The organism is Clostridium gelidum, from assembly GCF_019977655.1.
Taxonomy (GTDB): domain Bacteria; phylum Bacillota; class Clostridia; order Clostridiales; family Clostridiaceae; genus Clostridium; species Clostridium gelidum.
The window spans coordinates 4782024-4805907 of sequence record NZ_AP024849.1 but is presented as its reverse complement, the minus strand read 5'-3'; the positions used below and the strand labels follow the sequence as shown (position 1 = coordinate 4805907).

At 29.3% G+C, this 23884-nt stretch carries 20 protein-coding genes and 1 riboswitch; of the genes, 16 read left to right on the top strand and 4 right to left on the bottom strand.

Annotated elements, in window-relative coordinates:
• The first annotated feature begins 197 nt into the window (after positions 1-197).
• From ychF to pyrE, 13 genes are all read left to right on the top strand, one after another.
• Positions 198-1295 carry a redox-regulated ATPase YchF gene (ychF, locus tag psyc5s11_RS22095; RefSeq protein ID WP_224034623.1) on the top strand — a complete coding sequence of 366 codons (1098 nt, stop codon included), beginning with the start codon at positions 198-200 and terminating at the stop codon, positions 1293-1295.
• A 296-nt stretch (positions 1296-1591) separates the two neighbouring features.
• Positions 1592-3352, top strand: a complete 1761-nt coding sequence (locus psyc5s11_RS22090) for a tetratricopeptide repeat protein (protein WP_224034622.1) — start codon at positions 1592-1594, stop codon at positions 3350-3352.
• A gap of 81 nt (positions 3353-3433) precedes the next feature.
• Positions 3434-4411, top strand: a complete 978-nt coding sequence (locus psyc5s11_RS22085; protein ID WP_224034621.1) for a type I phosphomannose isomerase catalytic subunit — start codon at positions 3434-3436, stop codon at positions 4409-4411.
• A 435-nt stretch (positions 4412-4846) separates the two neighbouring features.
• The gene (locus psyc5s11_RS22080; protein WP_224034620.1) at positions 4847-5701 is read left to right on the top strand and encodes an undecaprenyl-diphosphate phosphatase; all 855 of its coding nucleotides are present in this window, start codon (positions 4847-4849) and stop codon (positions 5699-5701) included.
• 204 nt (positions 5702-5905) lie between these two features.
• Positions 5906-7003 (top strand): 6-phosphofructokinase, encoded by a 1098-nt coding sequence (locus psyc5s11_RS22075; protein ID WP_224034619.1) that lies wholly within the window; start codon positions 5906-5908, stop codon positions 7001-7003.
• 92 nt (positions 7004-7095) lie between these two features.
• On the top strand, positions 7096-7872 hold the full coding sequence (locus psyc5s11_RS22070; protein WP_224034618.1) for a serine hydrolase: 777 nt from the start codon (positions 7096-7098) through the stop codon (positions 7870-7872).
• 449 nt (positions 7873-8321) lie between these two features.
• Positions 8322-9248, top strand: a complete 927-nt coding sequence (pyrB, locus tag psyc5s11_RS22065) for an aspartate carbamoyltransferase (RefSeq protein WP_224034617.1) — start codon at positions 8322-8324, stop codon at positions 9246-9248.
• Entirely contained in the window at positions 9249-9680 is a 432-nt protein-coding gene (locus psyc5s11_RS22060) for an aspartate carbamoyltransferase regulatory subunit (RefSeq protein ID WP_224034616.1), read from the top strand. It begins immediately after the preceding gene.
• A gap of 121 nt (positions 9681-9801) precedes the next feature.
• A complete protein-coding gene (locus tag psyc5s11_RS22055) occupies positions 9802-11004 on the top strand; it encodes a dihydroorotase (protein ID WP_224034615.1) in 1203 nt (400 codons plus the stop codon).
• Between the two features lie 20 nt (positions 11005-11024).
• Positions 11025-11897 carry an orotidine-5'-phosphate decarboxylase gene (gene pyrF, locus psyc5s11_RS22050; protein ID WP_224034614.1) on the top strand — a complete coding sequence of 291 codons (873 nt, stop codon included), beginning with the start codon at positions 11025-11027 and terminating at the stop codon, positions 11895-11897.
• A 144-nt stretch (positions 11898-12041) separates the two neighbouring features.
• Positions 12042-12785 (top strand): dihydroorotate dehydrogenase electron transfer subunit, encoded by a 744-nt coding sequence (locus tag psyc5s11_RS22045; protein ID WP_224034613.1) that lies wholly within the window; start codon positions 12042-12044, stop codon positions 12783-12785.
• Positions 12786-12808: 23 nt separating this feature from the next.
• On the top strand, positions 12809-13705 hold the full coding sequence (locus tag psyc5s11_RS22040; RefSeq protein ID WP_224034612.1) for a dihydroorotate dehydrogenase: 897 nt from the start codon (positions 12809-12811) through the stop codon (positions 13703-13705).
• 234 nt (positions 13706-13939) lie between these two features.
• Complete coding sequence (gene pyrE, locus psyc5s11_RS22035) at positions 13940-14614, top strand: orotate phosphoribosyltransferase (protein ID WP_224034611.1); 675 nt, start codon at positions 13940-13942, stop codon at positions 14612-14614.
• 91 nt (positions 14615-14705) lie between these two features.
• On the opposite strand, the gene psyc5s11_RS22030 is transcribed toward pyrE, so the two are convergent.
• Complete coding sequence (locus tag psyc5s11_RS22030; protein ID WP_224034610.1) at positions 14706-16082, bottom strand: DUF2334 domain-containing protein; 1377 nt, start codon at positions 16080-16082, stop codon at positions 14706-14708.
• Positions 16083-16685: 603 nt separating this feature from the next.
• Positions 16686-16762: riboswitch (ZMP/ZTP riboswitch) on the top strand.
• Positions 16763-16977: 215 nt separating this feature from the next.
• Between psyc5s11_RS22030 and pflB the strand changes: the two genes are divergently transcribed.
• A complete protein-coding gene (pflB, locus tag psyc5s11_RS22025; protein WP_224034609.1) occupies positions 16978-19209 on the top strand; it encodes a formate C-acetyltransferase in 2232 nt (743 codons plus the stop codon).
• A gap of 138 nt (positions 19210-19347) precedes the next feature.
• Entirely contained in the window at positions 19348-20055 is a 708-nt protein-coding gene (gene pflA / locus psyc5s11_RS22020) for a pyruvate formate-lyase-activating protein (protein WP_224034608.1), read from the top strand.
• A 134-nt stretch (positions 20056-20189) separates the two neighbouring features.
• On the opposite strand, the gene rd is transcribed toward pflA, so the two are convergent.
• Both rd and psyc5s11_RS22010 read right to left on the bottom strand, forming a co-directional pair.
• Complete coding sequence (rd, locus tag psyc5s11_RS22015) at positions 20190-20351, bottom strand: rubredoxin (RefSeq protein WP_224034607.1); 162 nt, start codon at positions 20349-20351, stop codon at positions 20190-20192.
• 367 nt (positions 20352-20718) lie between these two features.
• Positions 20719-21336 (bottom strand): 3'-5' exonuclease, encoded by a 618-nt coding sequence (locus psyc5s11_RS22010; protein ID WP_224034606.1) that lies wholly within the window; start codon positions 21334-21336, stop codon positions 20719-20721.
• 321 nt (positions 21337-21657) lie between these two features.
• Between psyc5s11_RS22010 and psyc5s11_RS22005 the strand changes: the two genes are divergently transcribed.
• Positions 21658-22611, top strand: coding sequence for an L-lactate dehydrogenase (locus tag psyc5s11_RS22005; RefSeq protein WP_224034605.1), 954 nt, complete (start codon positions 21658-21660; stop codon positions 22609-22611).
• 74 nt (positions 22612-22685) lie between these two features.
• Here the strand turns inward: psyc5s11_RS22005 and psyc5s11_RS22000 are convergent, their stop codons facing one another.
• The gene (locus psyc5s11_RS22000) at positions 22686-23660 is read right to left on the bottom strand and encodes a biotin--[acetyl-CoA-carboxylase] ligase (protein WP_224034604.1); all 975 of its coding nucleotides are present in this window, start codon (positions 23658-23660) and stop codon (positions 22686-22688) included.
• Positions 23661-23884 lie beyond the last annotated feature (224 nt).

Here is a 23884-nt window from a genome sequence, read left to right as displayed (position 1 = left end):
TATTAAAGAATAATCATGGTAAATAATATCTATACCTTAACCAAAAGGAAATTTTGGTATATATCTTAGGGAAATAAGATGAACTTTTTGAATATTCAGTGCTGGTATTCAGAAGTTAGAGTTGAAATAAAAAATGTTCTAGAGTATAATTTTTAAAGATATATTAAAAGTTAGAAGTTAGAAAGGAATGTACATAGATGAAATTAGGTATGGTAGGATTACCCAATGTAGGAAAGAGCACATTGTTTAATGCAATAACAAAGGCTGGAGCGGAATCAGCTAATTATCCATTCTGTACAATTGAACCAAATGTTGGCGTTGTAAGTGTTCCAGATAAGAGATTAGATGTTTTAGAAAAAATGTATAGTACAAAGAAAAAAGTATATACAGCAATAGAATTTTATGATATAGCAGGATTAGTTAAGGGAGCTTCAAAGGGTGAAGGATTAGGAAATAAGTTCTTATCACATATTAGAGAAGTTGAAGCAATAGTTCATGTTGTTAGATGTTTTGATGATGGAAATGTTGTTCATGTTGAGGGCTCTATTGATCCAATACGTGATATAGAAACTATAAATTTAGAATTAATATTTTCTGATTTAGAAATTTTAGAAAGAAGAATGGAAAAATCACTAAAACTTGTAAGATCTGGCGATAAGACTGCGAAGTTTGAATATGAAATTATGGAAAGACTTAAGCAACAATTAGAAGCAGGTAAGCCTGTTAGAACTTTAGAATCTACAGAAGAAGAAAATGATTTTATAAAAAGCTTATTCTTAATTACTTCAAAGCAAGTTGTTTATGCTTGTAATATTTCAGAAGAAGATGTTATGGAAAGCAATGTTGATAATGAGTATGTTAAAAAAGTCAAAGAATATGCAGGAACTGAAAATTCAGAAGTTATGGTAGTAAGCGCTAAAATTGAAGAAGAGTTATCAGGTCTTGAAGATGATGAAAAAGCTGAAATGCTAAGTGAATATGGGTTAGATGAATCAGGATTAGATAAATTAATTCAAACTAGCTATAAATTACTTGGTCTTATGAGCTACTTAACAGCTGGAGTTCAAGAAGTTAGAGCTTGGACAATTAAAATAGGAACTAAAGCACCTGAGGCAGCAGGTAAAATTCACTCTGATATTGAAAAAGGATTTATTAGAGCAGAAGTAGTTGGATATGATGATTTAGTTGAATGTGGTTCAGAAGCAGCTGCTAAGGAAAAAGGAAAGTTCAGACTTGAAGGAAAAGAATATATAATGAAAGATGGAGATGTAGTTAATTTTAGATTTAACGTTTAAATATATATTTTTAATTGATATAAAAGTAAGGAATAAATATTTTTAGGAAAAGTGATATTCCAAGTTTTATATTTTGATGATTAAATTACCCGGCGAACATTTTAGTGAGTCGGGTTTCTTTTATTAGTTAACAGAACTTTCTCCGTGAGATATATCCTCAATTGTGTATAAAAAGTATTTATGAATATATAGTTACAATTGAATGAATATTATGCAAAATGTAGATTTTTATATCAAAGTTTGTTAAAATAAAGTGCAAGTATAAGCAGAGTATAAAAGTAAGGTGTGATTTATTCATGGAAAAATCAACTAAAGAATATATAAGTGATTTTAAAAAATATATTAGTATTTTGAAAAAAAATAAATATTTCATTCCAGCTATAACTATGACTATGTGTTTAAGTATAACAATAGGAATTACGGGAGTGGTAAAATCTGTTGTTGGAACCAAGAAAGAAGAAGTATCAATTGCGACTAATAGTGCAGAGGCAGCATTTTATAATAAAAAATATGATGTAGCAATTGCAGGGTATACAAAGCTTCAAGAGGAAGAAGAATGGCCAATATGGAATATGAAAATTGCAGAAATTTATTCTGTTAAAGGTGATTATACAAAATCAAATGATATTATTAAAACAGTTTATGAGAGTAGGAATAGACTTATAGACACTAAAAAAGAAAAAATAGATACACTTGAAATAAAAGATAGAGAATTAGCAAATTATATAGTTTTCACAACTCTTATGAATGGCGAAGAAAAGAAAGCTTTAGAGTATGGAGAAATGTTTTTACAAGATTATTCTAATGATAAGAATTTGTTGAAAACAATGTTTACTGTTTATATGGTAAATGGTAATAAGGACAAGGCAAAGGAAATACTTACCAATTATTCAACAAGCGATGAAACTGCAAGTGACATAGCTATTTTAGCAAGAATGAATATGTTAGTTGATGATTTTGATAAAGGATTCATTTTATTAAAAGATGCTTGGTATAAAGATAAGAATGAAGTGAAGATATTTGATGTTATAGCTCAAATTGCAGATTATAATCAAGTTGATATTTTAAATAGAATTTCAAAACTTGAAAAAAAGGACCCTGATGAAATTGCATATAAAATGTGGGAAGCAAAAATTTATTCAATGAGCAAAGATTCAATAGAAAAAGCTGGTCAATTAGTTGCTGAATTGGAAAATGAAGATGTTGGAAATATTAATTTAATGCTTATTAAGTCTAATATGTACCAAAACATGGGGGAATTGGAGAAGGGAAAAGAAGTTTTAGATGAAATAATAGATAATGATCCAAATTCATTCATAGGATATCATGCTGCTGCTTGGCAAGCATATAATAATAAAGAATATAATGAAGCTTTTAAATACTGTGAGAAAAGTATAATTATGAACAAAGATTATCCTGATAACTATGGATTTCTAATACCTGAAATAATGACTAAGCAAAAGAAAGCCGAAGAAATAGAGCCGTATTTTAGAACTGCTTTATATAAAGAACCTTTTAATTATAATATTATAATTAAAATAGCAGAGTATTATGGAAATACAGTAAAAGATACATCTAAGGCTTTACATTATTATGAGTTGGCTTCTAAAATAAAACCAAATGATGCTGAAATATATTATAATATGGCATTAATAAAAATTAATACTCAAAGAGAAGATGAAGCTATAGAACTATTAAAGAAGAGTATTTCACTAAATGATAAGGTTACAAAATATCATAGAGCTCTTGGAACTGTATATTTAAATAAAGAAAAAAAGGAAGATGCACTTAAAGAAATAAGAAATGCATATACTCTTGATAAAAAGGATATTTTAACATTAAATAATGCAGGATGTTATTATATAGCTATTGATGGAGATGTAGATAGAGCTATGGTTAATTTAAAAGCAGCATATGAGGGTATAAATGAAAAAACAAGTTTAGAAGATAAAGAGACAATAACTCAGAATTATAATAGAGTTAAAAATCTATCTGATGTATACAATAAAAGGAATGGAGCAACGCTAACAGTGCCGGATCTTAAATTATTTTATTAGAATAATTGTCTTATGCTAATTAAAATGCAGAGTAGTCAATTTTTATAAAAATACAATACCGTAAGTAAGGGAGAGAATAGTATGTATCCAATTAAATTTGAAAACCTATATTATGAGAGAATATGGGGAGGAAAAGACTTAGAGAAATTTAGAAATAATGTTCCTGAAGGTGTAATAGGCGAAAGCTGGGATATTGCTTGTCATAAAAATGGCACAGGCAAAGTTGAAAATGGTGAATTAAAAGGAAAAACTTTTGATGAGATAATACAACTTTATGGTAAAAAACTTCTAGGTAATGAAATAGATACGAAAGAATTTCCACTTTTAATTAAATTAATAACTGCACAAGATAAACTTTCAGTTCAAGTTCATCCAAATGATGAATATGCAAATAGAGTTGAGAAGGATTCAGGAAAGACAGAAGCTTGGTATGTATTGGATGCAGAGAAAAATGCTTCATTAATAGTTGGAACAAAAGATTGTGATAAAGAAACATTTAAAAAAGCAATCGATGAAGGAAACTTAGATAAATATTTAAATAAAATTCCAGTTAAAAAAGGTGACTTTTTCTATGTACAAAGTGGACTTGTGCATGCTATATGTGAAGGTGTATTAATTGCTGAGATCCAACAAAATAGTGATACTACATATAGAGTTTATGATTATAATAGAGGCAGAGAAATACATGTGGAAAAAGGCTTAGATGTAATAGATTTTTCTCTTAAGATCGAAAATTCAAATGGCATATTAGTACAAAAAGATGGATATGATAAAACATATCTTTGTTTAGGCGAATATTTTACAATACAAAAATATAAAATTAATACATCTGTAAAGGAAAAGAGTGATGAAGATAGATTTTATTTATTCACTTGTGTTGACGGTAATGGTGTAATAAAATACAGTGGTGGAGAAGAAAAAATATTTATGGGAGATAGTATTTTTATTCCTGCAACCCTTGGAGATTATGAATTAGTTGGAGATTTTACATTGCTAAAAAGTTATGTGCCTAATTTAAAAAATGAAGAAAAAGAGGTATTGAGTATAATAGAGAAATAGAAATAAGTTTTAAGGAGGAACTTTAAAGTTGTTCCTTAATTATTATTAAATGGATAAGCTACTTTAGTAATGTTTTAGGCACAATCAAAAAAATAACAAGTCCCTTTGTCAGCCTATTTTCCATCATGCTACGTCGGTAAATTGACCTGATAGGACCGCTATGAGGGCAATTCGTCTCCTTGCCTGATGAAAAATATTCATAACAACTTTGGACTTGTTATTTATTTTCATGTGCCTTAATAGAAAAAGAATTGATATATAAGAAAATTAAATTTAGGCAATAATAAAATATCTTTCGAATTTGTAAGGAAGTTGAAAGATATTTCAATATGAAAAAAACTAAAGTAGTTTACAATGCAGTAATAGGATTAAATAAGCACTTGCGTAATTTTGCAAGCAGCTAAATAAAAATAACAGAAAGTGAGTGAAGTTTAAATGGGATTGGACATTTTATTTATAATTAAGGCTATTATTATGGGTATAGTTGAAGGTTTAACAGAATTTATTCCAGTATCATCCACAGGACATCTTATATTAACGGGAAGTATTATTAACTTTCAAGGTAAATTTGCAAATATGTTTGAAGTTGTAATTCAATTAGGTGCAATACTAGCAGTTGTAGTCTTGTATTGGGAAAAAATCAAGAATAGTGTAATTGAATTTTTTACTTATATATGTACAAAAGGTAAAAAAGGAAAAGTTGGGTTTGCATTTGGTATTAATATTATTATTGGATCAATTCCAGCTATGATAATAGGATTGATTTTACATGATAAAATAAAATCAGTATTATTCGGAGTAGGACCTGTTGTAATTGGATTTATTGTTGGAGGTATTCTATTAATAGTAATTGAAAATAAATTTAGAAAAAATAAACATTCAATAAGAGATATAGATAAAATTACACCTATAGATTCTTTTAAAATAGGGTGTTTTCAATGTCTTGCTATGTGGCCAGGAATGTCAAGAAGTGCATCTACAATAATGGGTGGTTGGATAGCAGGACTTTCAACTACTGTTGCAGCGGAATATTCATTTTTCTTAGCGATTCCAGCCATGGTTGGTTCATCAGCATTAGATTTAATAAAATATGATTATTCTACAATGAATTTGACATATGTACTTGCTTTAATTATCGGATTTGTTATATCATTTATTGTTGCATTAATAGTTATGAGGAAATTTATAGATTATTTAAAGAAGAGACCTATGAGAGTATTTGCAGTATATAGAATAGGCGCAGGTATAATATTTGCTATACTAGGATTTTTCAAATTCATATCAATGTAGATAGAAATGAGCATAAGTTTCCATGTAATATATCTTTACTTAAATATAAATTTTCAATTCTTATTTAAGTAAAGAATATATTGTAAATTAATGCTTTTCATAAATTAAAGTTTGTGATATTATTAAGTAAATAGTCAGAAAATAATGATAATTTACTTTTAGTACTATTTTCAAAAGAAGATTATGGTATAGGGGGATTTTAAGATGACCAAAGATATTAAAAAGATAGCTTTATTAACTGGAGGAGGCGACTGTCCAGGATTAAATGCAGTTATAAGAGCTGTAACAAAGTCGGCAATATTAAACTATGGATATGAAGTTATTGGATATAAATTTGGGTATAGAGGATTATATAACAATGATTTTATTAAGTTAGATTTAGCAACTGTATCAGGTCTTGTATCTAAAGGTGGAACAATACTTTATAGTTCAAATAAAGATAATTTATTTGATTATACAGTAGAGGAAGATGGAAAAACTGTTAAAAAAGATGTATCGGATGTAGCAGTTGAAAATCTAAAAAAAGAAGGTGTAGACGTTTTAATAGTCATTGGTGGTGATGGAACATTAACATCAGCTAGAGATTTTTCAAGAAAAGGCGTTAAGGTTATAGGTGTTCCTAAAACTATAGATAATGACTTAGGGTCAACAGATATAACATTTGGTTTTAATACGGCAATAGATATTGCAACTGAGGCTTTAGATAGATTGCATACAACTGCAGAATCTCATCATAGAATTATGATTCTTGAAGTTATGGGAAGAAATGCAGGTTTTATAGCTTTAGAATCAGGAATAGCTGGCTCAGCTAGTGTTATTATATTACCGGAAATTCCATATGACATAAATAAAATTGTTCAAAAAATTGAAGAAAGAAAAAGAAATGGATACTTATTTACTATAATTGTTGTATCAGAAGGTGCGAAGCCTAAAGATGGTGAAGTTGTTGTTGCTAAAATAGTTTCAGATAGTCCAGACCCAATAAGACTTGGAGGAATTGGAAACAAATTGGCTGCAGATTTAGAAAAATTAGTTAAAGATAGAGAAGTTAGATGTACAGTTTTAGGTCACCTTCAAAGAGGTGGAACTACATGCACAGTTGATAGAATATTATCAACAAGATATGGAGTTGCTGCTGTAGAGCTTATCAATGAAGGTAAATTTGGAAGTATGGTATGTTTAAAAGGCAATGAAGTTTCGTATGATAGTTTAGAAAATGTTATTGGAAACAATAAACAAGTAGATCCAAGTGGAGAATTGGTAACTATAGCAAAGAAAACAGGTATATCATTTGCAGATTAGTTAGACTACTAACATGAGTATTAACGAATAATAGTTAGGTACTCATAAGATACCTAATGACATTAAGAGTATTTTAGAAAGCGGTGGGTATTATGAAAGAAATTAAAAGATATTTAGAGTCTAGAATAGGAACATATTCATTTTTCTTTGAAGATTTAGAAAGTGGATTTAGTTTTGGGTATAATGAAAATGTACAGATGACAAGTGCTGGGTGTATGAAACTTCCAATATCAGTATCTGTAATAAAGTATGTTGAAGATGGAAAAGGTTCATTTTTAGATAAAATAAAAATTGAAGAAGAAGATAAAGTTTATGGAACTGGAATATTACATGAATTTGATAATAGAGAATACACTATATTTGAATTGTTAGTTGCAATGCTTATACAAAGTGATAACACAGCAGCAAACAAACTTATAGATATAGTAGGTATTGATAATATAAATGAGGATATAATAGCTCAAGGATTAAAAAATACTAAATTAAATAGAAAGACTTCAGATGAAAGAGCATTAAGTAGTGGAGTTGAAAATATAACAAGTGCTTTAGATTTAGCAAAGATATGGAGGCACTTATATAATGCAAGTTTTTTAAATAAGAAAAATAGCACAATGCTTACGGATATATTACAAAGACAACAAATGAAAAATAAGCTAGCTCTTTATATACCAGATGATTTGAAATATGAAATTTGTAGCAAAACAGGTGATAAGACTAGTGTAGAAAATGATACAGCATTAATTCATGTTAAAAAAGGATCTTTCACATTCACTGTTCTTTCAATGGGAATTCCTAATAGTGTATATGGAACAGTAACACTTGCAAAGTGTGGTAAGATGATGTGGGATAGTGTAATGAATAATTTTTAGAGTAACATAATAACTCCTAGAAAACTAGGAGTTATTTTTCATACTCAGATATAAAAAATCAAAATCAGGGTAAATTATTTTTATTGACACAACATCAAAGAAATGTTATCCTTACAAAAAGAATAACCTTTAATTTGATTCAGAGAGATCATTAAGGAAGTTATATAATGCCATATATTTAGGATTATTATGCCTTCCTTTATTTATTTAAAGGAAGCTTTTTTTATATATAGGCATATTCAAAAAAATAAAAAGTCAGCATGCTAGTCTATTTCGTACCATACTTCGTCAGCATGTTTACCTAATAGCCCACTATGAGGCAAACATACTTCATTGTCTAGTGCGAAATATACATAGCATCATTAACTTTTTATTTTCCTTCATATGCCTTATTATATAATGTTCTCCCTTTAAATTAACACAGAGAGGTTAGCAAGGAGTGATAAAAAATGAAAAAAGAGATTAAACATCTAATAGAGCCTATGGACTTTACAATAGAGGAATTAGATGAAATATTTAATTTAGCACATCAAATAATGACACATCCAGAAGAGTTTTCTCATATATGTGATGGAAAAATTTTAGCTACTTTATTTTATGAACCAAGTACAAGGACTAGATTGAGCTTTGAAGCAGCAATGATGAGACTTGGTGGTAAAATTCTTGGTTTTTCAGAACCAAATTCAACATCAATTTCAAAAGGTGAAACATTAGCTGACACCATTAAAATGGTATCAATATATTCGGATATTATAACTATGAGACATCCTAAAGAAGGTGCAGCAAAAGTTGCAAGTATCTATTCAAACGTTCCAATAATAAATGCAGGAGATGGGGGCCATCAGCACCCAACTCAAACTTTAGCAGATTTGCTTACAATAACAAGTTTAAAGAAGGGCTTAAATAATCATACCATTGGAATTTGTGGAGATTTAAAATTTGGTAGAACAGTACATTCTCTTATAAAAGCAATGTCAAGATATCAAAATAATAAGTTTGTATTGATATCACCAAAGGAACTTGCAGTGCCACAATATATCAGAGAAGAAATATTAGAAAAGAATAATATTGAATATACAGAAGTCGAGAAATTGGAAGATGTAATTGGAAATTTGGATATTTTATATATGACAAGAGTCCAAAAAGAAAGATTCTTTAATGAAGAGGAATATTTAAGGCTTAAGAATAGCTATATATTAGATAAAGCAAAAATGAACATAGCTAAAGATGATATGATAGTAATGCATCCGCTACCAAGAGTAAATGAAATTGCATATGAAGTAGATGAAGATAACAGAGCTTCATATTTTAAACAAGCTGAATATGGAATGTATGTAAGAATGGCATTAATGATTAAACTTTTAGGGGTGATGTAAATGCTTGAGATAACAAGTATCAAAAATGGAATAGTAATAGATCATATTCAAGCAGGAATAGGCGTTAAGATATTTAATTATTTAGGATTAGATACTAAAGATTACAGTGTTGCCCTTATAATTAATGCAGATAGTAAGAAACTTGGGAAGAAGGATATAATAAAGATAGAGCAATGTGATAAGCTTGATTATACTGTTTTAGGATTACTTTCGCCAACAATAACTATATGCGAAGTGAAGGATGAAAAAATAATTAATAAAGTTATTCCAACATTACCAAGTAATGTTTTTAATATTATAAAATGTAAGAATCCAAGTTGTATAACAATTCAGGAGGAGTATGTACCACATTCATTTATACTTGTTGATAAAGAAACAGGTAGGTATAGATGTGAGTACTGTGATGAAATAACAAAATTATCAGATTTGTAATACGTAGAAAACAAAAATTTAATCATAGAAATATATATAGTTTAAGTAGACTGATTTAATTAATACACAATTCACAGTACATTATAAAGGGCATGAATTGTGCATTGGAAGTAGGTGTTATATGGAACTATTAATTAAAAATGCAAGAATCATAGATGTAACTCAAGATTTTGTAGGAGACATATATATTAATAATGGATTAATAGAAGAAATAGCCAAAGAAATACATAAAGAAAATATCAAGACACTTAATTGTAATGGTAAGACTTTAATGCCAGCATTTATAGATACTCATGCCCATTTTAGAGACCCAGGACTTACATGGAAAGAAGACATTGAAACAGGTTCTAGAGCAGCGCTTAAGGGAGGATATACAGGAGTTTGTTTAATGGCAAATACAAATCCTATATGCTCATCAAAAGAAACTTTAGAATATGTAAGAAATAAATCAAACGAACTTAATTTAATAGATATACATCAATGTTTATCAGTTACAAAGAACTTTGATGGAATTACTTTAAGTCATTTAGAAGAACTTGGTTATGACAAGAAAATCAAAGCAATTTCAGACGATGGAGTTGGAGTAAATAATTCAAATACAATGCTTGAAGCAATGGAAATTGCAAAGAGAAATAATTGGGTTATAATGTCTCATGCAGAAAGTCCGGAATTTTCAAAAATAGACATGAGAATAGCTGAAAATATGATGACACTTAGAGATGTTGAATTAGCTAAATTAAGTAAAGCTAGATTACATATGTGCCATGTTAGCACAAAAGAATCTATAAAGTATATTATTGATGGAAAAATGAGTGGAGCCAATATCACATTAGAGGTTACACCTCATCACATTGGACTTACAAGAGATATAAATGACTATAGGGTTAATCCACCAATTAGAGAAAAAGAAGATGTAGAGGCAATAATAGAGGCTATAAAACTAGGAATGGTTGATACCATAGGAACAGATCATGCTCCTCATACAGACGAGGAAAAGAGAAAAGGTTCTCCAGGAATGGTTGGTCTCGAAACAGCTTTTTCAATTTGTTTTACTAAATTAGTTAAGGAAAATGATATTTCATTGAATAAATTGAGTGAACTTATGTCTTATAATCCAGCAAAAATTTTAGATATGAATAAGGGAAAGATTAGTGTAGGAATAGATGGAGATTTTGTTTTAGTAGATGTTGATAAAAAAATAAAAGTCAATTGTGAAGAATTTGCATCAAAAGGAAGAAATACACCATTTGAGGGTATGGAGTTTTATGGCGAAATACTTGCCACAATAAAGGGTGGAGAAATTAAATTTAGTAAAGATGAATAATGAAAGAAGGGTGATTTAAAATGACAAGTTACATAATCGATAAGTTATATGATAGAGTTGAAAAAAGAGGAGTTGTTTGTGTAGGGTTAGATACGGCATTGGACTATGTACCAGACCACATAAGAAACGGTAGAACTCCAGGAAGCGCAATATTTGAATTTAACAAACAAATCATAGATGCAACATATGATGTATCTGCATGTTTTAAGGTTCAAATTGCATATTATGAAGCATTAGGATTAGAGGGTTTAACTGCTTATAAGAAGACTTTAGATTATTTAAGAGAAAAAGATGAAATAATAATAGCAGATATAAAAAGAGGAGATATAGCAGCAACGGCTAGCATGTATGCAAAGGCTCACTTTGAAGGAGACTTTGAAGCAGACTTTATAACTTTAAGTCCATATATGGGAATGGATAGTATAGAACCATATTTGCCTTATTTAGAAAAAGGTAATAAGGGAGTATTTAGCTTAGTTAGAACATCCAATCCAGGAGCAGAAGATATTGAATATTTAGATACTACTGAGAATAAAAAAGTTTATGAAGTTGTAGCAGATAAGATAACTGAAATTGGAAAAAACTTCACAGGGAAATGTGGATATACTGCAATAGGCGGAGTTATGGGATGTACTCATGTTGAAGAAGGAAAGAAGATAAGAGCAAACTATAATAACATGTTCTTCTTAATTCCAGGTTATGGCGCGCAAGGCGGAAAAGCAGAAGATGTTGCATTATATTTAAATAATGGAAATGGTGGCGTTGTTAATTCTTCAAGAGGAATATTACTTGCTTATAAGAAGGAAAACAAACCAGAAGAATTTGCAGCGTGTGCTAGAGAAGAAGCTATAAAGATGAGAGATGCAATTAGAGCGGCAGTAAAACAAGCATAATTGATAGCAAAATTACAGATGAGAATAAAAATTCTAAAGTTCTAAACCATGAATATTTTAAGAATATAAGAATTTTACAATTTTAGAATTTGCTTAGAAAATGCGGGTTACAGGAATATAGATTTAAATTTGAGGAGGCAGAACATGGCTATAACTTATAGAAATGCAAAGGTGATTTCAAATGAAGAGATTTCAAAGGATATATATAAATTAGTTGTAGAAGATGATAGTGAAATAAAAGCAGGTCAATTTTATATGCTGAAACTTAATGGAGTAACATTCCTTCCAAGACCAATAAGTATATGTGAAAAGTCTGAAAATAAGCTAACATTTTTATATGCAGTAATGGGAACTGGAACTAAAGAATATGCAAAACTTAAAGAAAATGATGAAATAAGTTTAACAGGGCCTCTTGGAAATGGATTTGATTTAGAAAAAGATTATAAGAAGGTTGCATTAGTTGCAGGAGGAATAGGAACTGCACCTATGCTAGAACTTGCAAAGAAATTGAGAAAAAAGAATGCAAATCAAATAATAGATTTATATGTAGGTTTTAGAGATGAAATTTATTTAATAGATGAATTAAAAGAATATGTAAATGAAGTTCGTATATCTACCAATACAGGAAAGCATGGCCATAAGGGCTTTGTTACGGATATTTTAAAACCAGAAAATTATGATACAGTTCTATGTTGTGGACCTGAAATCATGATGAAAAAAGTTGTAGACATGTGCAAAGAAAAAAATGTTTCTATATACGTATCAATGGAAAAACATATGGCTTGTGGAGTTGGAGCTTGTTTAGTATGCACTTGTAAAACAAAAGAGGGTAATAAGAGAACGTGCAAAGATGGTCCAATATTTGATGGGTACTACGTGGAATTATAAGAAACCAGAGGAGGAATACTAAAATGATGAAAGTAAACATTAATGGAGTAGAATTTAAGAATCCTGTAATTGCTGCTTCAGGAACCTTTGGTTTCGGCAACGAATACAATAATTTTTATGATGTTGGAATCCTTGGAGGAATATCTTCAAAGGGGCTTACAATTAATCCTAAAGAGGGAAATGATGGTCTTAGAGTATATGAAACGCCATCTGGAATGATGAATTCAGTAGGATTAAATAATCCGGGAATAGATGCATTTATACAAAACGAACTTCCTAAGATGAGAAAGCTAGGGACTAACGTCATAGCAAATATTGGAGGTGGATGTTTAGAAGATTATGAAGCAGCTGTAGCTAAAATTAATAATACAGATGTAGATATGATTGAACTTAACATTTCTTGCCCTAATGTAAAACATGGTGGAATGGCATTTGGAATTAAAGCAGATGTAGCTTACGATGTAGTGAAAAAAATTAAAGATATGTCTAAAAAGCCGTTAATGGTAAAGTTATCTCCTAATGCAGAAGATATAGTAGAGATGGCTTTTAAATGTCAAGAAGCTGGAGCAGATTCTATTTCTCTTATAAATACATTAAAGGGAATGGCTATAGATGTATATAAGAGAAAGCCAGTTTTCAATAACATAACAGCAGGCCTTTCGGGCCCAGCAATTAAACCAATAGCCCTTAGAATGGTTTATGAAGTATCTAAAGCTGTTGAGATACCAGTAATAGGCCTTGGGGGAATAGCAAGCGGAAAAGATGCTATTGAATTTATGATGGCAGGGGCTAGTGCAATTCAAATTGGAACTATTAACTTTGTAAACCCTATGGCTGGAAAAGAAATTATTCAAGAAATGGAAGCCTTTCTAAAAGAACAAGGTATAAAAGATATTAATGAAATAGTAGGGATAATATAAAAGCTAATGAGATATCTTTAGGTTTGAAAAATTAATATACTTAGATATAATATAAACTATAGTTAAAAAGAAAAGACGTGAAAATAATGACTTTAGGTGAAGAAAAAGAAGTAAAATAAACTAAAAATTTAATAGACAGCTTGGCTACTGAATATGATGAAGCATTAAATGAATTAGCTAAATAATAAAAAAATATTATGTACATAGAAAATAGAATTAACGGAGGGATTATTAATGAAAGCTTATAAAAAAGAATTTATTGATTTTATGATAGAATGTGGAGTATTAACATTTGGGGACTTTGTTACTAAGAGCGGAAGAAAGACACCCTTCTTTGTAAATACAGGAAATTATCAAACGGGAAGTGAATTAAAAAGACTTGGAGAATTTTATGCAGAAGCTATAAATGAGAACTTCGGTGATGACTATGATGTATTATTTGGACCTGCATATAAAGGGATTCCATTAGGTGTTACAACAGCTATAGCGCTTTCAAATTCATTTGATATTGATGTAAGATATTGTTCAAATAGAAAAGAAGTGAAGGATCATGGAGATACAGGAATTCTTCTAGGAAGCAAATTAAAAGATGGGGATAAAGTAATAATCGTTGAAGATGTTACAACAGCAGGAACTTCAATTTATGAAACTATGCCTATATTAAAGAGTCAAGGAGACGTTAATGTTAAAGGGCTTATAATATCAGTAGATAGAATGGAACGAGGTCAAGGAGAACAATCAGCATTAGTTGAAATTAGAGAAAAATTTGGATTTAAAACATGTGCTATAGTTACTATGAGTGAAGTTATAGAGTATCTATATAACAGAGAAATTAATGGAAACATACTTATAACAGATGACATCAAAGAAAGAATTGATGACTACTATAAACAATACGGAGCAAAATAAAAATAGTGTACAATATAAAAAATACTTGCAGTAAACTTAATTATTAAAGATTACTGCAAGTATTTTTGCATTTTATAAAATATAGATTCTCTTATTTTGCTGTAAGTTCACCAATATGAACGGTTGTATATTTATCATCGTTAAGGGTTTTAACTATTTGTTGTAATGGTGACTTTTCATCAAAGGTTACATTTAATTTATTACCTATAGTGTTAAAATTTATATAATCTATTTCAATAGATGGATGATAGTAAAAACTATTTAGTACGTCAGGATCATTTTTATTGAGTCCATTAATTATATCAGAAGTATCTAAATCATGTACACGTCCTAAAGGCGCTGGAACGTATAAGTGATAATCATCAGGTGAATAAACATTCTTTTTTGTGCTGTCAAAGGGAACGTATAAAAACTGAAAATAGTCTTCAATAACTTTTCGTTGAAGCTCAGTGCCTCTATAATGAGGGCTTTCGTAAAAGGAAATAGGAATGTTTAAAGCACTTGCAACATCAATTCCATTTTCAATTATAGCTCTAGTTTCGGGAATTGTGTTATTTACATCTTTAGACATCTCTTCGCCAGATCCACTTATCTCATTACCATGTTGATGAGTATAGCCATGAAGTCCGATTTCTCCACCTTTATTAAGTATATAGTCAAGTAAGTTTACAAATCCCACATTTGTTATATTATTAACTTTCAATAAGTCATTATCAATATTGTCTGGAGGAGATACAAATCTAGGAATCCAGCCAACATGAAATTTCATGCCTTGAGAATATAGAAGATCAGCCATGCATTTAATTTTTGTTTGATTTTTGTCCACAGTGTTTGAATAACCACAAGTAAAGTCTTCAAATCTAATTAAAGCAATTTTATCACTATACAATACTGATGAATCTTCAGGTGTCGTAATATTATTAGGAAGTAAACTAATATTATTATTTTTAAAGTCAAACACAGCAATTAAATTAAAAATTTCTTCTATATCGGATATTGAAATATAATTAGTACCATTACTGTTTATCAAATTACCACGAAGAGTGCCTGTCCTAGAATTTTTATCATAAGAATTTTCAGTTAACTCTATTTTATTATCATCACTAGATAATAAAATAGAGTCAGCAGAAGTATCGATCGTATAATTAAGTTTATTACAAATAAACTTAAGAGGTATATAATATCTTTGAGCCTTAAGTAACATAGGAACATTGGTTATATTAGTTTCATTTAAGATATTTAAGCTTACACCATTAATTTTGGTTACAGGTCTATCTGCAAATTTGATTTTGGGAGTATAGGGACTTTTAAAGTCATTTTCTGGAAGTAAGTTAGAGTATACAGTCTTATTTATAATAATTAAATCATTTCTAAAAAAATTACAATAAGAAAGAATTTGGTAAATTATAAAGATAGATAAAAGTATTCCTATAAATGAAAAAAAGTATGTTTTTGCAGTCCTCTCCATTGGCTCGTCTCTCCTTCTAATTATGTATAAAGTAATTGCTAGTATTAAGTATTCTAAAAATAGACATAAGATTATACGATTCCATATACCTGAAGCTTAGAAGAACTTATAACCTCAAGGGCCAAAATCTATCTATAAGGGGGCTGCAGTTCAGGATCATGCAATTGTTGTTTCCTAATTAATGGATATATCACGAGTCTAGCTAATGGATAAATTAAATTTGTAATAAAATTATACCATCGATTTATGTCAATTGTTTTTTAAACATGTTAAATTTATGTTATAAATTTAAAAAAGTAGTTAATGGGAATGTAAAGCGATTTGATATTCAAATATATGAAGTAATATTTAGAACTTCAATATATTTTATTGGATTTATATTATTCGATTTATATTAAATTATAAATCATAATTAAAAAAATTCAATTATTATTTGAAAAAATTAAATAATAATTTTTCAAAGAGTGAAAATCAACATTAATTGATGAATAATATCATGGATAATATATAAAAGTATGTATATAATAAAGTATGATTTAACTCATGAAATGAACAAAGTATTATTGACAAATTAATTTGCTCGTAGTATTATTATGACAAGAAATCTAGTCATATGACTGACGGAAGTGGGTTACCACGTGAAGTATGACTATTGAAAGCCGACCGTCTGGGCATGAAAGCCTGGATAGTGGGTTTTTTTTATTCGTAAAAATAAGTTTTGCTTAATGAAAATAATTTTGAGGAGGAATATATTTTTCGCAAAAAAATGATAACGAATATTAAATGATAGAAGATATCATTGACAAGAGATGAGTTAATGTATACAATAAAGGTATGAATTGATTGATAAAAAAATAACTATTTTTTTACTACAAAGTATAAAGGAGGATAACAAATGTTTAAACAATGGGATGGCTTTAAAGATGGAACTTGGCAAGAAGGTATAGATGTAAGAAATTTTATACAAAAAAATTATAACTTATATGAAGGTGATTCAAGCTTCTTAGAAGGTATATCTGAAAAAACAAATGAAGTATGGAAAAAAGCATATGAATTAATTGTTGAAGAAGTTAAGAAGGGAATTATTGATGTAGCTACTGATGTAGTATCAGGAATTGATAATTATGCTCCAGGATATATAGATAAAGATAATGAAGTAATAGTTGGACTTCAAACAGATGCCCCTCTTAAGAGAATTGTAAATCCATTTGGTGGACTTAGAATGGTTCAAAGTTCATTAAAGGAATATGGATATAAATTAGATGAAAATATTGAAAAGTATTTTCCACAATATAGAAAAACTCATAATCAAGGAGTATTTGATGCTTATACAAAAGAAATCAGAGCTGCAAGAAGTGCGGGGCTTTTAACAGGGCTTCCAGATGCTTATGGTAGAGGTAGAATAGTAGGTGACTATAGAAGAGTAGCACTTTATGGTATTGATTATTTAATAGAAGAAAAGAAAAGAGATCTTGATAATTTGATTGGCGATATGCTTGATGAATTAGTAAGAAAAAGAGAAGAAGTAAATGAACAAATAAGAGCATTAGCTGCTATAAAATCAATGGCCGCTAAATATGGAGTCGATATTTCGGCGCCAGCTGAAAATGCTAAAGAAGCAGTTCAAGCTTTATACTTTGGATATTTAGCAGGTATTAAAGAAAATAATGGAGCTGCAACATCATTTGGAAGAACTTCTACTTTCTTAGATATATATATTGAAAGAGATTTAGAAGCAGGATTAATAAATGAAAAAGAGGCTCAAGAATTAGTTGATCAACTTATAATAAAATTGAGATTGGTTAGACATCTTAGAACTCCAGAATATAATGAATTGTTTGGTGGAGATCCAACTTGGGTAACTGAGTCAATTGGAGGTATGGGGATAAGCGGTAAGTCTCTTGTAACAAAGAATTCATATAGATATCTTCATACTTTAATTAATCTCGGAACATCAGCAGAACCTAATCTTACAGTTTTATGGTCGGATAAATTGCCAGAAAACTTTAAAAGGTATTGTGCAGAAATTTCAATAAAGACAGATGCTATTCAATATGAAAATGATGAAGTTATGAGACCAGTTTATGGAGATGATTATACTATAGCTTGTTGTGTATCTGCCATGAAGGTTGGTAAGCAAATGCAATTCTTTGGAGCTAGAGCTAATGTAGCTAAATCATTATTGTATGCTATAAACGGCGGCGTAGATGAATTAAAGGGCATAAAAGTAGTACCAGGAATTCAAAAGCTTACAGATGAAGAAATTCTTGATTATGCTAAGGTTAAAGCAAATTATGACAAGGTATTAGAGTATATTGCTAAAATATATGTAGATACAATGAATATTATTCACTGCATGCATGATAAATATGCTTATGAAGCTAGTCAAATGGCGCTTCATGATACAAATGTAGAAAGATTAATGGCCTTTGGTATTGCTGGACTTTCAGTTGCTATAGATTCATTATCAGCTATTAAGTATGCTAAGGTTAAGCCAATCAGAAATGAAGATGGAATAGCTATAGATTTTGAAGTAGAAGGGGAATTTCCTAAATATGGAAATGATGATGATAGAGCAGATGATTTAGGCGTAGCATTGGTTACTAAGTTCTCAAATGAACTTAAGAGACATCCATTATATAGAGATGCTAAGCATACATTATCAGCACTTACAATTACATCTAATGTTATGTATGGTAAAAAGACAGGTACAACTCCAGATGGTAGAAAGAAGGGTGAACCACTAGCGCCAGGAGCTAATCCAATGCATGGTAGAGATGTAAATGGAGCGTTAGCATCACTTAACTCAGTAGCTAAAATACCATATAATGAAATATGCCAAGATGGTGTTTCTAATACATTCTCAATTGTTCCAGAAGCACTTGGAAAAAATGAAGAGCAAAAGATTAATAACTTAGTTGCGATTTTAGATGGATATTTTGTTCAAGGAGCTCATCACTTAAATGTTAATGTTCTTAACAGACAAACATTAATTGATGCTATGGAAAATCCAGATAAGTATCCAACACTAACAATTAGAGTTTCAGGATATGCAGTTAACTTCAGTAGATTATCAAAGGAACAACAATTAGAAGTAATAAGCAGAACATTCCATGAAAGTATCTAATCAATAGATTGGATTAGGATTATATAAGAGTATAGAGACGGAGCCTTGGATAAAAAGTAAATTTACTTGATTAATCTAAGGTTCTGTTCAGTTATGAGTTAACAGTTCATTGCTAACTGTTAACTGAAAGGAGTATTTATGGTTAAAGGGAGAGTTCACTCAATAGAATCAATGGGGCTTGTAGATGGCCCAGGAATACGTGTAGTAGTATTTCTTCAAGGATGTGCGCTTCGATGTAAGTTTTGTCATAATCCTGATACTTGGACATCTAATGGAGGTGAAGAGTATACTCCAGAAGATTTAGTAAAAAAAATAGAAAGGTTTAAAACTTATTTTGCAAGTAGTGGAGGCGGAGTTACATTTTCTGGAGGAGATCCTTTAAGGCAACCAGAATTTCTTCTTGAGGCATTAAAATTATGCAAAAGCAAAGGGATAAATACCTGTCTTGACACATCAGGATATGGATTTGGAGATTATGATGAAATATTAAAGTATACAGATTTAGTATTATTTGATGTAAAACATTTTACTAAAGATGGATATAAAAATATTACAGGCATGGAAATTTATGAATCATTAAGATTCTTAGAAGCAATGAAAAAAAATAATACTAAGATGTGGATAAGACATGTTGTAGTACCTGGATTAACAGATGGAGAGGAACATCTAAAAAAGCTTAAAGCATATATAGATACAGTGCCAAATGTTGAAAAGGTAGAATTATTGCCTTATCATGTTTTAGGCGTAAACAAATATGAAGTTTTAGAAATTAATTATCCGTTAGATGGAGTAAAAGCTATGGATAAAGAAATTACAAAAAAATATCAAGAGGAATTGTTTAAGTAAGATGATGCATATAATTTGTTAGTTTTGAATGTTTTCAAATAAAAAAGACTATAGGTGAAATTGAGGTCACTGAAAAGTACCCTCTATTTATCCTATAGTTTTTTTGAGGCTATTAGGTATACATGCTATGGAAATTAAACTTCAGTGGAAAAATTATCTTTGTTAAAAGAACATATAGGACAAACCCAATAATCTGGTAAATCATCAAAGGTTATACCAGGATTAATTCCACCATCAGAATCTCCAACTTCGGGGTCATAAATATATCCACAGACTTCACAAACATATTTTTTCATTTTCTCACCTCATTTATAATTTAGGGATGTGAAAGAAAATAATAAGTCAAAGATGCGATGTATATTTTGTGTCAGACAAGGAGCTAAGGATTGCTCATAGTGGACTATTAGTGAGACTTAGCAAAGCAGTATGACACAAAATAGACTAGCATACTGACTTGTTATTTCTTTGAACATCCCTTAAGGCACATGAAAGAAAATAACATTTATATAACGGCAAAATTATAAATGTTAAAAGAATCATAAATTATTAAGATTATAAAGTATAGTATATTATATGATTCACTTATTAAGGTGTTAATGATATATATGTTCAAATTTTTATTCTTTAGAAAAAACAGGTAATTGTCACTGATTTGGAAGAATATTATTTTTTTGAGTTAAGAATATTTGTAAAATATCCTTTAGGAAAATGACCTTTCTTTAATCCTTCAATAACAGTTAAATAAGTTGCAGCTGTATCAAATCTTGCATCGTGATAATTGCCACTACCTTCAAATAACTTCTCAGATGTTTGAGAAATTTGAGAAGTTGAAATATTAAGCCAATCTATTACTTCAGATAATTTAGGATTTTTAATTTCGCCGTTAGCTTTTGGGATTTTACATATGTCTCTATAATAAGCCATAGTACAGAAGGCATTTTTGGGTACAAAATCTTCGCCTAAGGTTAATAATTCATGTTTCAAAAATCTCACATCAAAATTAACATTGTGCCCTATTAAGAAATCAGAACTTGTGAAATCTTCAATAAATTCTGGAACTAAATCTTCAAAATATTGTCCGTTAGATAATTCATAAAGTTTTTCTAATGAGAAACCATGAATTTCCTGCGCAGAAGGATCCATTTCATCAACTGTAAAGAAAAAGTTTTTACCGGTTGTTATTTGAGGTTTTACTCCTGCATCAACAGTTATATAACTCAATTGACATATGCTACCAGGCTTTATGCTGGTGGTTTCTGTATCAAAAAATAATAATTTCATTAAATTGTACCTCCATATTAGATATAAGGCATCTGAAAAAATAGTAATTAAGAGATGCCTAAATTATAAATTAACTATTCAGGCATATTGATTGATATTTTTTCGATGTGCCATAAGTTTCTAAATTTAATTATATAGTATTTACGAAAAATTTCAAATGAGTTATAATGGTAGTGAGAATAATTATTAACTAGTAATATCTATAGTATAACGATATTAAATAAATAATTGATTATTTATAATAAAATATTTGGAAAGTAATAATAAATTCAGAGGTTGGAAATAATAAATTAATAATGAAAAATAAGGAGGAAATTAATTATGATAGAAAGAAGACGTAAAGTATCTATAATAGGAGCAGGATTTGTAGGCGCAACAACAGCATTTGCTTTAATGAATAGTGGGGTAGCTACCGAAATATGTTTATTCGATATAAATATGGATAAGGCAATGGGAGAGGTCATGGATCTAGTGCATGGCACGTCTTTTGTAAAACCAGTTAATATTTATGCTGGGAATATTGAAGAAACTAAGGATTCGGATATTGTTATAATCACAGCTGGAGCAGCACAAAAAGAAGGTGAAACTAGATTAGATTTAATTGAAAAAAATTATAATATATTCAAAGGATTTGTTCCAGAAATAGCAAAGATGAGCCCAAATGCAATTTTATTAGTTGTATCAAATCCATGTGATGTATTAGCATATATAACATACAAATTATCAGGATTTCCAAGTGAAAGGGTTATTGCATCCGGTACTGTATTAGATACATCAAGATTAAAATATATTATAGGTAAGTACTTAAATGTAAATAATAATAATGTTCATGCATATGTTTTAGGAGAACATGGTGATAGTGAAATTGTAAGTTGGAGTACTGCAAGTATAGCTGGAGAAAGTTTTGATGAATATGCAAAGAAGTTTAATCTAGAATGGGATAAGGAGGTAAAAGCAGTAATTGAAAGTGATGTTAAAAATGCTGCTTACGAAATAATAAGTAGAAAAAATGCAACTTATTTTGCAGTAGCATTAGCAGTAAACAGAATAGTAGAAGCTATATTAAGAGATGAAAATACTATTTTAACTGTATCTTGCTTAATGCAAGGGGAATATGAAATTGAGGATGTTTATTTAGCAGTGCCAACTATTCTTAATAGCACAGGTGTTGTGAGAATTGTTAATCCAATAATAAATGATGAAGAGGAGCTTGGAAAATTACAAGAATCAGCTAAGGTATTAAAGGGGTATATCCAAAAAGTTATTAATAAATGAAGAAAATAGAATTACTTTGTTATAAATCCTATAAAAAATACAGGTATTGTGAAATATCTGTATTTTTTATTAATTTAATTATTCAATCCATTGAAACTTATTTCGCCAGCAAGTACGAATTTTTCATTTCCATTACTGTCTTTCACAATAAGATCCCCAGTATCTGATAAAGAAATACAAGTGACAATTTCTTCAGTATTATATGTAATCAATTTTGCTTGTTTTCCAAATATATTTGAGTGCTCTCTACAAATTGAAATTGTCTCAGAAAGATCAAAATTATATACAAATTTATTATATAATGTTTCAAAGTGACTTAAAAATCCTGCAAGTATTTCTCTTCTTTCAAATTGTTTATTATATTGAAGTTTCAGAGAGGTTGCAATACATTTTACGCTTTCATCAAAAGCACTTTCATCTATATTAATATTCATACCTATACCTAAAATTAAATAATGTACGCTATCCATATCACATTTCATTTCAGCGAGTATCCCACAAAGTTTTTTATCATTAAGAAGTATGTCGTTAGGCCACTTTATTGTTGTGTTAATATTAAAATCTTTTAAAGTTTTATAAATTGAAGCAGCAGCAATTTGAGTAATTTTAGGAGCTTCAGTTGGAGGAATGGTTGGCCTTAAGACTAAAGTAAACCAAAGTCCACCACTTGGAGAAAACCACTTTCTATTGAAACGTCCACTGCCAAGAGTTTGTTTTTCCGCAATTATTATACTACCATCTACAATGTTTTTTTGAGCAAGTTCTTTTGCTTTAATGTTTGTAGAATCTATGTCATCAAAGTGAATTATATTTTTCCCGATTATAGATGTCTTTAATAAGGGGAAAAGTTCACTTTTATTCAATAAATCAGGAGAAGAAATTAATTTATAACCCTTATTTGATATTCCATCTATTATATAGCCTTTTGATTTCAAATTTTTTATGTGTTTCCATATAGCACTTCTTGAAACATTTAATGTTAAACTTAAATATTCACCAGAAATATAATTTTCAGCTCTTTTTAATTCATCTAAAATTTTATCTTCCATAAATGTGCACCTCCTTAAAGTGATTATAGCATAATAATAGACTTCAAATGTCAATTTACAAGTGATAATGCTCAATTGTAAATATAACATATATTTTCAAAAGTTTACATATGAGGCTAAATAACATTAATTTATAAAGAGGTTTATAAATGCTAATTTGAAGAAAAATGTTATATATTGGAGAAATAATAAATTAGCTCTAGCCTTTTAAATAGAAATAATAT

Excerpts from the sequence above, each read along its gene's own strand:
- ychF (WP_224034623.1), top strand. The coding sequence starts at position 198 with ATGAAATTAGGTATGGTAGGATTACCCAATGTAGGAAAGAGCACATTG.
- psyc5s11_RS22090 (WP_224034622.1), top strand. The coding sequence starts at position 1,592 with ATGGAAAAATCAACTAAAGAATATATAAGTGATTTTAAAAAATATATT.
- psyc5s11_RS22085 (WP_224034621.1), top strand. The coding sequence starts at position 3,434 with ATGTATCCAATTAAATTTGAAAACCTATATTATGAGAGAATATGGGGA.
- psyc5s11_RS22080 (WP_224034620.1), top strand. The coding sequence starts at position 4,847 with ATGGGATTGGACATTTTATTTATAATTAAGGCTATTATTATGGGTATA.
- psyc5s11_RS22075 (WP_224034619.1), top strand. The coding sequence starts at position 5,906 with ATGACCAAAGATATTAAAAAGATAGCTTTATTAACTGGAGGAGGCGAC.
- psyc5s11_RS22070 (WP_224034618.1), top strand. The coding sequence starts at position 7,096 with ATGAAAGAAATTAAAAGATATTTAGAGTCTAGAATAGGAACATATTCA.
- pyrB (WP_224034617.1), top strand. The coding sequence starts at position 8,322 with ATGAAAAAAGAGATTAAACATCTAATAGAGCCTATGGACTTTACAATA.
- psyc5s11_RS22060 (WP_224034616.1), top strand. The coding sequence starts at position 9,249 with ATGCTTGAGATAACAAGTATCAAAAATGGAATAGTAATAGATCATATT.
- psyc5s11_RS22055 (WP_224034615.1), top strand. The coding sequence starts at position 9,802 with ATGGAACTATTAATTAAAAATGCAAGAATCATAGATGTAACTCAAGAT.
- pyrF (WP_224034614.1), top strand. The coding sequence starts at position 11,025 with ATGACAAGTTACATAATCGATAAGTTATATGATAGAGTTGAAAAAAGA.
- psyc5s11_RS22045 (WP_224034613.1), top strand. The coding sequence starts at position 12,042 with ATGGCTATAACTTATAGAAATGCAAAGGTGATTTCAAATGAAGAGATT.
- psyc5s11_RS22040 (WP_224034612.1), top strand. The coding sequence starts at position 12,809 with ATGATGAAAGTAAACATTAATGGAGTAGAATTTAAGAATCCTGTAATT.
- pyrE (WP_224034611.1), top strand. The coding sequence starts at position 13,940 with ATGAAAGCTTATAAAAAAGAATTTATTGATTTTATGATAGAATGTGGA.
- psyc5s11_RS22030 (WP_224034610.1), bottom strand. The coding sequence starts at position 16,082 with ATGGAGAGGACTGCAAAAACATACTTTTTTTCATTTATAGGAATACTT.
- pflB (WP_224034609.1), top strand. The coding sequence starts at position 16,978 with ATGTTTAAACAATGGGATGGCTTTAAAGATGGAACTTGGCAAGAAGGT.
- pflA (WP_224034608.1), top strand. The coding sequence starts at position 19,348 with ATGGTTAAAGGGAGAGTTCACTCAATAGAATCAATGGGGCTTGTAGAT.
- rd (WP_224034607.1), bottom strand. The coding sequence starts at position 20,351 with ATGAAAAAATATGTTTGTGAAGTCTGTGGATATATTTATGACCCCGAA.
- psyc5s11_RS22010 (WP_224034606.1), bottom strand. The coding sequence starts at position 21,336 with ATGAAATTATTATTTTTTGATACAGAAACCACCAGCATAAAGCCTGGT.
- psyc5s11_RS22005 (WP_224034605.1), top strand. The coding sequence starts at position 21,658 with ATGATAGAAAGAAGACGTAAAGTATCTATAATAGGAGCAGGATTTGTA.
- psyc5s11_RS22000 (WP_224034604.1), bottom strand. The coding sequence starts at position 23,660 with ATGGAAGATAAAATTTTAGATGAATTAAAAAGAGCTGAAAATTATATT.